A 10966-nucleotide genomic window follows, 5' to 3' on the forward strand; every position below is an offset into this window, starting at 1 on the left:
TTGAGATCCAGGCCATCGCCGATGACATCTCGGCCAAGTATGTGCCCCCCCACGTCAATATTTTCTATTGCCTGGGCGGCATCACCCTGGTCTGCTTCCTGATCCAGTTTGCGACCGGGTTTGCGATGACCTTCTACTACAAGCCCACCGTGGCCGAGGCCTACGCGTCGGTGCAGTACCTGATGACCGACGTGAGCTTCGGCTGGCTGATCCGCTCCATCCATCGCTGGAGCGCCTCGATGATGGTGCTGATGCTGATCCTGCACGTGTTCCGCGTGTACCTCACCGGCGGCTTCAAGCGGCCGCGCGAGCTCACCTGGGTCACCGGTGTGACCATGGCTGTGATCACCGTGAGCTTTGGCGTCACCGGTTACTCCCTTCCCTGGGATCAGGTGGGTTACTGGGCCGTGAAGATCGTCAGCGGCGTGCCCGCAGCCGTGCCGGTGGTCGGCGATTTCATGGTCGAGCTCCTGCGCGGAGGCGAGAGCGTCGGTCAGGCCACCCTCACCCGCTTCTACAGCCTCCACACCTTCGTCATGCCCTGGCTGCTGGCGGTGTTCATGCTCATGCACTTCCTGATGATCCGCAAGCAGGGCATCTCCGGTCCCTTGTGATCCTGTGTCGATCGGTTCCTCCTGGCACCGACTNCCCCCTTCCACGCCTAGCCTCCACCCACCGGCTCCACAGCCATGCACATCCTCAAGAAGCCTGATCTCACCGATCCCGCTCTGCGGGCCAAGCTGGCCAAGGGAATGGGCCATAACTACTACGGTGAGCCCGCCTGGCCCAACGATCTGCTCTATATGTTCCCGGTCGTGATCCTGGGAACGATCGGTTGCCTGGTGGGTCTGGCGGTCCTTGACCCGGCCATGCTGGGCGACAAGGCCGATCCGTTCGCCACCCCTCTGGAGATCCTCCCCGAGTGGTATCTCTATCCGGTTTTCCAGATTCTCCGGGTGGTGCCCAACAAGCTGCTTGGCATTGCTCTGCAGACCATGATTCCCCTGGGCTTGATGCTGGTTCCCTTCATCGAGAGCTTCAACAAGTTCCAGAATCCCTTTCGCCGCCCTGTGGCCATGGCGGTCTTTCTGTTCGGCACTGTTGTCACCATCTATCTCGGAATCGGTGCAGCTCTTCCGATCGATAAATCGCTCACCCTCGGCCTGTTCTGAATCCCAATCCAGGATTTCCGCAGAACCCTGCATCCTCTGGTTTTNCCCGCCGCGACCTCGGTCGCGGCNNTTTTTTGTGGCGTCCGCTCAGGTGTCGATGTCGAGCACGCTCACGTCATCGGTCTTGATCCGCAGGAAGTGATGCAGCAGCAGGAAGCCCACGATCGTCCAGGTCTGGTAGGTGCGGGCCTGCTGGCCTATCCAGGTGCCGGTCGGGCCATCGAAATACTCAGCCCACTGCTGGCGCGGCAGTTGATTCAGCTGGCTCCAGTAGCACTCTTCCAGCATGGCCTTCATCTGGCCCATCAACAGCAGGTCGGCCGCCGGGTGCTTGCGCTCGTGGAGCAGGATGGCCCCCCCAGATACCAGAGCAGGCTCGGCCAGTGGCCGCCGTTGTGATACGACCAGGGCCAGTTCTTGGGATCGGAACCCGTCTTGTTGATCCATTCCTCCTGTTCCATGGGGGGATGGCAGATGCGCATCGGCATCTGGGCCATCAGATGGCTGCGGTTGTGCAGCACCAGCCGGAACAGGGCGCGTTGCTGGGGTGCGGAGAGCAGGCCGAACAGGCTGGCGAGTGAATTGCCCAGGCTGTAGAAGCGGNAATCCGGCCGGCCGGTTCGCATGTTGCCGATCAGGTATCCGCCGCGGTTATCCAGCCAGTCCTGCAGCCAGGGAGGCACCACCTGAGGTTGCACGTTGAATTCGTTTTCGTGCTGATCCTCCCCGTACTGCTCGGTGGGGCGTCGCCTGAGCACCTGCATGGTCTTGCTGGTGACCCAGTAGTGCTTGAGCAGAAACGAACGCAGATCGTGCAGCCACTGGCGGGTGAGCACCAGACGCTGCTCCAGCAGCCGGCTCATGGCGGTGCGCTGGGCCAGCTCCATCAGATGACAACAGCTGCGCAGGCATCCGTAGAGCAGCACCTCCACCTCCAGAGGCGCTCCCCACACATCCATGGGGCGATCAATCATGAAGGCGCAGTCGGGCACGAACAGCACCGGCGTGCCCTCGAAGGTGGGGTGCAGCACCAGATCCAGCAGCAGCTGCACGCCTCTCTGAACCTGTTGGCTGGCCCCGAAGTCCAGATCGCGGCTCCTCTGCACGTAGAGCCAGCAGAGCACCGGCCACCAGAGGCTGGCGTCCACCGAGGTGATCCGCCCGATCGAGCGCTGGCCATAGTCGGCCACCAGATTGCCGTTCGCCTCCTCCACGAAGCTGGTGGGAAAGACACCGCGGGTCTGGTAGCTGCTGCTCTGGAGGTCGAGGCAGATGGTCAGGAAGTTGCGCACGATGTCGGTGCGCCCCTGCAGCAGCAGGTAGATCATCACCGGCACGTTGTCGCGCAGGAACACCTCGCCGTAGTTGGCGGCGTCGCTGAGGCGTGGGTGTTGAAGTGCGGCCACCGACCCCACCAGCTGGCCGCGAACCCGCACGAGGGTTCGCTCGAATTGCTCCCGGGCTCTGGCCACCACGGCTTCCTCCCGGGAGCTCGGCCTCACCCGCAGTTGTTCCTGGCTGAACTGGCGTGCCATCGGGACCTGCGTCGGAGGCTGCAGCCTCGTCTTGCCGCACCTTAGGGAGCCTGTCCTGATTGGGCAGCAACCCAGTCAGCAGGAGGGTTTCGGCAGCGTTGGCGCTGGGATCTGAGGGGAAGCCTTGACGACCTTGCGGTGGCCTGTGCTACGTTATTGGACTGCGCACCGGAAGCGGAGCGCGGCTTACGACGAGGAGGCGAGAGCCGACGGTGTTGTAAGTTTTCTGGGTCGCCGGGAGGCGACGGTCACCGAGAGCTCAGGGAGCGAGGACGAGAGTCCAAGCGGACGTGAGTGGAGGTGGCAGCACCTGGACAACTGAGAAGTTTAGGAACTGACGCTTTCACGGCGTCACCGTTTCGAGGCTTGATCTTGAGGTTTTCCCGAGAGGGGAGGCGGAAAGAGTGGCCGAGAGGATGGTGGCAGAAGCAAGCCGTGAGGGTGTGAGGTCCCGTCAAAACAAACAAGCGACGGGGAACTGCGAGCGAGAGCGGTGAGCCTTCTCACGAGGCGAGCTGCTGAAACGAGCTGGCGGGANACCTGATNNNGACCGGATCTGAGATCTGGGAGAGACAAGGGAGGAGAAATCGGAAGATTTTGAATTCAGTGCACTCTTTGAACCCTTCTGTCAGAGGAAGGAGGCTCCAACTGCAGGGAGAGCCGAGAGGCTTGAGACTGTGGGTGACGAGCAAGTCAGATTGAGAGCGGCTTGAGTTGAGCGAGAGTTTAATTCAGGTTGATCAAGAGGATCTGACCTACAACGGAGAGTTTGATCCTGGCTCAGGATGAACGCTGGCGGCGTGCTTAACACATGCAAGTCGAACGAACCNTCGGGTTAGTGGCGGACGGGTGAGTAACGCGTGAGAATCTGCCCTCAGGAGGGGGATAACGGCTGGAAACGGCCGCTAATACCCCATATGCCGAGAGGTGAAATGAATTTCGCCTGAGGATGAGCTCGCGTCTGATTAGCTAGTTGGTGGGGTAAGAGCCTACCAAGGCGTCGATCAGTAGCTGGTCTGAGAGGATGATCAGCCACACTGGGACTGAGACACGGCCCAGACTCCTACGGGAGGCAGCAGTGGGGAATTTTCCGCAATGGGCGAAAGCCTGACGGAGCAACGCCGCGTGAGGGATGAAGGCCTCTGGGCTGTAAACCTCTTTTCTCAAGGAAGAAGATCTGACGGTACTTGAGGAATAAGCCACGGCTAATTCCGTGCCAGCAGCCGCGGTAATACGGGAGTGGCAAGCGTTATCCGGAATTATTGGGCGTAAAGCGTCCGCAGGCGGCCTCGTAAGTCTGTTGTCAAAGCGTGGAGCTTAACTCCATTTCGGCAATGGAAACTGTGAGGCTTGAGTGTGGTAGGGGCAGAGGGAATTCCCGGTGTAGCGGTGAAATGCGTAGATATCGGGAAGAACACCAGTGGCGAAGGCGCTCTGCTGGGCCATAACTGACGCTCATGGACGAAAGCCAGGGGAGCGAAAGGGATTAGATACCCCTGTAGTCCTGGCCGTAAACGATGAACACTAGGTGTCGGGGGAATCGACCCCCTCGGTGTCGTAGCCAACGCGTTAAGTGTTCCGCCTGGGGAGTACGCACGCAAGTGTGAAACTCAAAGGAATTGACGGGGGCCCGCACAAGCGGTGGAGTATGTGGTTTAATTCGATGCAACGCGAAGAACCTTACCAGGGTTTGACATCCTGCGAACCCCTGAGAAATCGGGGGGTGCCTTCGGGAGCGCAGTGACAGGTGGTGCATGGCTGTCGTCAGCTCGTGTCGTGAGATGTTGGGTTAAGTCCCGCAACGAGCGCAACCCACGTCTTTAGTTGCCAGCATTCAGTTGGGCACTCTAGAGAGACCGCCGGTGATAAACCGGAGGAAGGTGTGGATGACGTCAAGTCATCATGCCCCTTACATCCTGGGCTACACACGTACTACAATGCTACGGACAAAGGGCAGCAAACTCGCGAGAGCTAGCAAATCCCATAAACCGTGGCTCAGTTCAGATCGTAGGCTGCAACTCGNCTACGTGAAGGAGGAATCGCTAGTAATCGCAGGTCAGCATACTGCGGTGAATACGTTCCCGGGCCTTGTACACACCGCCCGTCACACCATGGAAGTTGGCCACGCCCGAAGCCGTTACTCCAACCCTTGTGGAGGAGGACGTCGAAGGTGGGGCTGATGACTGGGGTGAAGTCGTAACAAGGTAGCCGTACCGGAAGGTGCGGCTGGATCACCTCCTAACAGGGAGACAACAACTGACTCTGATGTTTCATCCACATTGTGATGAAACCAAAGTCCTGTCATCTCGATGGTCGATCGGTACCTCAGCCTGACAGCTCTAGCGGCTGATCAGGTTCAGTTCCTAAACTTCGTCTAGGTCACCCCAAAGGGATGTTGAAAGTCGGCTTTGATTGAATTGATCAAGGCTGANTTTTTGATGTTACTGAGAGGTCGAAACTCCTGGGCCATTAGCTCAGGTGGTTAGAGCGCACCCCTGATAAGGGTGAGGTCCCTGGTTCAAGTCCAGGATGGCCCATTCGTGTTTGGGGGTTTAGCTCAGTTGGTAGAGCGCCTGCTTTGCAAGCAGGATGTCAGCGGTTCGAGTCCGCTAACCTCCATGCCACGCTCTGCGCACTGCCAGACCCTCAAGTCGAACGCGACGGAGACGTCGCCAGGAACACGCGACGGAGACGTCGCCAGGAACTTCGACTGGGATGACCAAGATCAGTGCAGCTGATGATTTCAGCCTCCAATCATTCCTGATCAGGTTGATTGGATGCTGAACTCAAGGCTCTGAGAGATCGGAGTCTGTGTTCAGCGCGAACCTTGACAACTGCATAGGTGAGTCTGGAAAGAAAGCATCTCATGGATGTCCAGTGAGAACTGGCGTTCTATTGAGTTTAGAGCCGAGACTTTCCAGTGTTCTTCTGATCCCGCCGAGGGATCGGGAGTTTGATCCTGGCATTCAAACCGGATTGTCAATCAGTGGTCCAAAAGCCAGTGAGGAGCAATCAAGGTGAATCTTGGAGAATGGGCCTCAACAGCCTGAAGCACTGGGAAGATACATTGGTCAAGCTACAAAGGGCTCATGGTGGATACCTTGGCACACAGAGGCGATGAAGGACGTGGTTACCTGCGATAAGTCTCGGGGAGCTGGAAACACGCTTTGATCCGGGAATTTCCGAATGGGGCAACCCCTAGAACGGCCGCCTGAATCCATAGGGCGGTGCGAGCCAACCCAGCGAACTGAAACATCTTAGTAGCTGGAGGAAAGGAAAGTAAAAACGACTCCCTCAGTAGCGGCGAGCGAACGGGGACCAGCCTAAACCGATGGGTTCGCCCATCGGGGTTGTGGGACAGCAATGTGGACCAACGGATTTAGAAGAAGCGTTTGAATGGCGCGCCACAGAGGGTGAAAGCCCCGTATTCGAAAATGAAGTTGGCCTAGCTGTATCCCGAGTAGCACGGAGCACGTGAAATTCCGTGTGAATCCGCGAGGACCACCTCGTAAGGCTAAGTACTCCTGTGTGACCGATAGCGCAACAGTACCGCGAGGGAAAGGTGAAAAGAACCCCGGGAGGGGAGTGAAACAGAACATGAAACCGTGAGCTTACAAGCAGTGGGAGCCCGACTGATCGGGTGACCGCGTGCCTGTTGAAGAATGAGCCGGCGACTTATAGGCACTGGCAGGTTAAACCGGGAATGGTGGAGCCACAGCGAAAGCGAGTCTGAATAGGGCGATCGTCAGTGTTTATAGACCCGAACCCGGGTGATCTAACCATGGCCAGGATGAAGCTTGGGTGATACCAAGTGGAGGTCCGAACCGACTGATGTTGAAAAATCAGCGGATGAGCTGTGGTTAGGGGTGAAATGCCAATCGAACCCGGAGCTAGCTGGTTCTCCCCGAAATACGTTGAGGCGTAGCGTCTTGTGCTCCAGCAGGGGGGTAAAGCCACCGTTTCGGTGCGGGCTGCGAGAGCGGTACCAAATCGAGACGAACTCTGAATACCCTGTGTGTAGCAAGGCAGTCAGACTGTGGGGGATAAGCTCCATGGTCGAAAGGGAAACAGCCCAGACCGCCAGCTAAGGTCCCCAAATCAACGCTGAGTGATAAAGGAGGTGGGATTGCCCAGACAACCAGGAGGTTTGCCTAGAAGCAGCCATCCTCAAAGGAGTGCGTAATAGCTCACTGGTCGAGCGATCCTGCGCCGAAAATGAACGGGGCTAAGCGTTGTACCGAAGCTGCGGATTGATTTATCAATGGTAGGGGAGCGTTCCATGTGGGGTGAAGCGTTAGCGTAAGCGGGCGTGGACTGCATGGAAGTGAGAATGTCGGCTTGAGTAGCGAAAACATGGGTGAGAATCCCATGCCCCGAAACCCTAAGGGTTCCTCCGGCAGGCTCGTCCACGGAGGGTTAGTCAGGACCTAAGGCGAGGCCGAAAGGCGTAGTCGATGGACAACAGGTCAACATTCCTGTACCGGTCATGTTTTGGGAAGGGGGACGGAGAAGGCTAGCCCAGCCAGATGTTGGTTACTGGTCCAAGCGTTCGAGGCGTTGAGAGCTGGCGAAAACAGCTTGAGCTGAGGCGTGAGTGCGAGCTGCTACGGCAGCGAAGTGGGTGACGTCAAGCTTCCAAGAAAAGCCCTATACCCGTTAAGGCATGACTGCCTGTACCCGAAACCGACACAGGTAGGGTGGTAGAGAATACCGAGGGGCGCGAGGTAACTCTCTCTAAGGAACTCGGCAAAATGGCCCCGTAACTTCGGGAGAAGGGGTGCCACCGCAAGGTGGTCGCAGTGAAGAGGCCCAGGCGACTGTTTACCAAAACACAGGTCTCCGCTAAGTCGCAAGAGATGTATGGGGGCTGACGCCTGCCCAGTGCCGGAAGGTTAAGGAAGCTGGTCAGCGTAAGCGAAGCTGGCGACTGAAGCCCCGGTGAACGGCGGCCGTAACTATAACGGTCCTAAGGTAGCGAAATTCCTTGTCGGGTAAGTTCCGACCCGCACGAAAGGCGTAACGATCTGGGCGCTGTCTCGGAGAGAGGCTCGGCGAAATAGAATTGTCTGTGAAGATGCGGACTACGTGCACCCGGACAGAAAGACCCTATGAAGCTTTACTGTAGCTTGGTATTGTGCTCGGGCTCGGAATGCGCAGGATAGGTGGGAGGCTTTGATCCATTGCTTGCGGGTGATGGTGAGCCAACGGTGAGATACCACTCTTTCCGAGCTAGAGTTCTAACGGCCGCCCGTTATCCGGGGGCCGGACAGTATCAGGTGGGCAGTTTGACTGGGGCGGTCGCCTCCTAAAAGGTAACGGAGGCGCGCAAAGGTTCCCTCAGGCTGGTTGGAAATCAGCCGACGAGTGTAAAGGCAGAAGGGAGCTTGACTGTGAGACCTACAAGTCGAACAGGGACGAAAGTCGGCCTTAGTGATCCGACGGTTCTGCGTGGAAGGGCCGTCGCTCAACGGATAAAAGTTACTCTAGGGATAACAGGCTGATCTCCCCAAGAGTTCACATCGACGGGGAGGTTGGCACCTCGATGTCGGCTCATCGCAACCTGGGGCTGAAGTCGGTCCCAAGGGTTGGGCTGTTCGCCCATTAAAGCGGTACGCGAGCTGGGTTCAGAACGTCGTGAGACAGTTCGGTCCATATCCGGTGCACGCGCAGGAACATTGAGAGGATTTCTCCCTAGTACGAGAGGACCGGGAGGAACGCACCTCTGGTGTACCAGTTATCGTGCCAACGGTAAACGCTGGGTAGCCATGTGCGGAGTGGATAACCGCTGAAAGCATCTAAGTGGGAAGCCCACCTCAAGATGAGTGTTCCCATGGCTTAAGCCAGTAAGGTCACGGGAAGAACACCCGTTGATAGGCTCTACGTGGAAGCGCAGCAATGCGTGAAGCGGAGGAGTACTAATAGACCGAGGGCTTGACCAACACTCGAGCTCTAAGAGCAGCGGCGATGCCGTTGCCAGCTGATTTCCAGAGGGCGAGATGATGCTGAGCGATCAGAAATCATTGGCCTAACCTATGCAGTTCTCAGGGTTCACCTGGGGATGAAGCGACTATCCTGGTGTCCATGGCGCAGTGGAACCACTCCGAACCATCTCGAACTCGGCTGTGAAACGCTGCAGCGCCGACGATATTTGGGGGGCAGCCCCCTGAGAAAATAGGTCGATGCCAGGTAAAATCTTCATTCTGTCGATGCGTCATACCGCCTAATGATTCTGCATCCAGGCGGATGCCGAAGAAGCCACCCGCTCGGGTGGCTTTTTATTGGCTGGCGTCGGCAGAGGCCGGCGCCGGTGGACCTCCGCTCACCACCTGTGACCATGAATCTGATGCCATTGGCCCGCCAGCCGTTGCCAGATTCGCGCTTCGCTGCAGCGTGAGGTGACCGCCTCCCCGTTGTAGACGGGTTGCGTGTGGCGCGCATCACTCAGCGCGACGCCGTTCTCGTCAACCCTGTGCGTTGTCGTCCAGCCAGCGCAGGTTCGGCCTGGCCCTGCTCACCGGCACGGCAGCGGATGAGTGTTCCAGCTCTCTGTGGATCCCGAAATGGAACCGGTGCACTGACATCGCCTCCACGACCAGGCCGCCGGTTTTAGCTTCGAGCCAACTCAGATCGGGCCTGCACTATCGCCTGTCGGTCCTCAGTCTCTCCGCACCACGTTGTCGAGCTTGGCCTGGTTGATCGCCAGGATCCCACGATCGCGGGAGTCTTCGGGCAGAGCCACCCCACTCATGGCTGGATCAGCAGGGTGCTGTAATCGCTGATCTTTTCAAACTGACCCGAATCCCGCTGGGGATTGCCGGGCCTGTCGCTGAACAGCACGGCCATCCCGCTGCGACAGGCAGCCTCGCACTCCGGCAGGGAGTCGCTGATGAACAACACGGCTGCCGGATCGACCCCCATNGCATCGGCGATGTGCCGGTAGCTTCCGCTCTCCTGCTTCGGCCCCGTGCGGCTGTCAAACCAGTGGCTGAACAATGAGCGCAGATCGCCGCCGCTGCAGTGCCCATAGAGCAGCTGCTGCGCAGGCACTGATCCCGAGGAATANGCCGCCAGCACCACCCCACTGCCGTGCCAGCGGTGCAGCGCTTCAGCAACATCATCGAACAGCGGTGCCAGCAGTTCTCCGCTGGCGTAGCCGGCCTTCCAGATCAGGCCCTGCAGGTCCTTGAGCGCCGGCAGTTTGCGGTCCTGTCGGATCAGCAGCTGCAGGTAGGGCACCAACACCAGCCCCTCCGACGCTCGATCCTGCTGCAACAGCGCCACGGCCTCGGGGTCGGCGTCGCGCAGCCAGGCTTCCTGGACAGCATTCAGCAGCCGGATCACGTCTGGATCACGTTCGTGCTCCTGCACGTACGACNGGGAGCTGTGCTGCAGCGAAGGGAAACAGCGTCTCGGCCACGAAGTGCACCGGGCAGGTCGTGCCCTCGATGTCGAGCAGGAGGTGGCTGATGCCGCGGAAGGGTTGCATCGGGATCGTGTGGTGGCAGCGGGAGGCAGAGGGCCTGGCTTTCCCANNGGGGGATNNGGGTGATGGCTTCAGCCGCGCAGCGCCGCCAGCAGCAGCTGCCGCCAGTGCTGTTCCAGCAGGAATTCCAGGATCTCCAGATGCCGGCGGGCCTCGTCGAGATTCTTGCCCCAGGCGTACAGACCATGCCCCGCGATCAGCAACCCCTGCGGCGCCGTGCCCAGATGGGGCCTGGCCAGGTCACTCAGGCGCTGCAGGTTCTGGTCGTTGGCCAGTACCGGCAGGCGTATCGAACTGGTGTGGCTCCGGATTCCTTGGAGCCCCTTGAGCATTTCCAGATCGCGCAGTTCCAGCCAGGCCACGGTCGCATCAGNCTGGGGGCCATAGTGCTGGGAGAGCAGCGTCCCCGCCTGGGAGTGGGTGTGGAGCACCGCTCCGGCGCCGGCACACTCCACGATGGCCAGGTGCAACAGGGTCTCGGCGCTGGCCTGNCCCTCGCCGCGCACCACTCCACCAGCGCCGTTCACCACGATCAGGTCCTCCGGACGCACCGTGCCCTTGTCGACGCCGCTGGGGCCATCAGCAGCTGCAGGGGCTCCCGGCTCAGCAGGCAGCTGAAATTGSCCGCTGACCGGCAAGAACGTGGTCGACATGATCATCACCGATCTCGCGGTGTTCCAGCGACCCGACCATGACAGCCCGTTCAAGCTGATCGAGCTCGCGCCCGGCGTCACGGCGGAAGAGGTCGCCACCAAGACCACCGCGCATTACGTCAG

General features: G+C 59.2%; 4 protein-coding genes, 2 tRNA genes, 3 rRNA genes and 1 pseudogene. 7 read left to right on the forward strand and 3 right to left on the reverse strand.

Annotation, left to right across the window (positions count from 1 at the left end):
* On the forward strand, positions 1-614 hold a 614-nt coding region (gene petB / locus SYNGFB01_RS08060), incomplete at its 5' end, for a cytochrome b6 (RefSeq protein WP_048017646.1).
* 75 nt (positions 615-689) lie between these two features.
* Positions 690-1172, forward strand: coding sequence for a cytochrome b6-f complex subunit IV (petD, locus tag SYNGFB01_RS08065; protein ID WP_048017647.1), 483 nt, complete (start codon positions 690-692; stop codon positions 1170-1172).
* Between the two features lie 87 nt (positions 1173-1259).
* On the opposite strand, the pseudogene SYNGFB01_RS08070 reads toward petD, so the two are convergent.
* Positions 1260-2707 (reverse strand): annotated as a pseudogene (locus SYNGFB01_RS08070) (glycoside hydrolase 100 family protein).
* Between the two features lie 757 nt (positions 2708-3464).
* On the opposite strand from SYNGFB01_RS08070, the gene SYNGFB01_RS08075 reads away from it, so the two are divergent.
* From SYNGFB01_RS08075 to rrf, 5 genes are all read left to right on the forward strand, one after another.
* Positions 3465-4949 (forward strand): 16S ribosomal RNA (locus SYNGFB01_RS08075).
* Positions 4950-5170: 221 nt separating this feature from the next.
* A tRNA-Ile gene (locus SYNGFB01_RS08080) sits at positions 5171-5244 on the forward strand.
* Between the two features lie 9 nt (positions 5245-5253).
* Positions 5254-5326 (forward strand) — tRNA-Ala (locus SYNGFB01_RS08085).
* 450 nt (positions 5327-5776) lie between these two features.
* Positions 5777-8646, forward strand: a 23S ribosomal RNA gene (locus SYNGFB01_RS08090).
* 132 nt (positions 8647-8778) lie between these two features.
* Positions 8779-8895 (forward strand): 5S ribosomal RNA (gene rrf, locus SYNGFB01_RS08095).
* Together the 16S, 23S and 5S rRNA genes with 2 tRNA genes alongside form the textbook arrangement of a ribosomal RNA operon.
* Before the next feature lie 556 nt (positions 8896-9451).
* Here rrf and mtnC read toward each other — a convergent pair.
* Both mtnC and mtnB read right to left on the reverse strand, forming a co-directional pair.
* The gene (mtnC, locus tag SYNGFB01_RS08100) at positions 9452-10075 is read right to left on the reverse strand and encodes an acireductone synthase (protein WP_235300035.1); all 624 of its coding nucleotides are present in this window, start codon (positions 10073-10075) and stop codon (positions 9452-9454) included.
* Positions 10076-10261: 186 nt separating this feature from the next.
* Positions 10262-10843 carry a methylthioribulose 1-phosphate dehydratase gene (gene mtnB, locus SYNGFB01_RS08105; protein WP_235300037.1) on the reverse strand — a complete coding sequence of 194 codons (582 nt, stop codon included), beginning with the start codon at positions 10841-10843 and terminating at the stop codon, positions 10262-10264.
* Positions 10844-10966: the final 123 nt, after the last annotated feature.

The sequence above is a fragment of the Synechococcus sp. GFB01 genome, assembly GCF_001039265.1.
Lineage (GTDB): Bacteria > Cyanobacteriota > Cyanobacteriia > PCC-6307 > Cyanobiaceae > NIES-981.

Bases quoted from the DNA above. Each gene is read 5' to 3' on its own strand.
- petD (WP_048017647.1), top strand. From the start codon at position 690: ATGCACATCCTCAAGAAGCCTGATCTCACCGATCCCGCTCTGCGGGCC.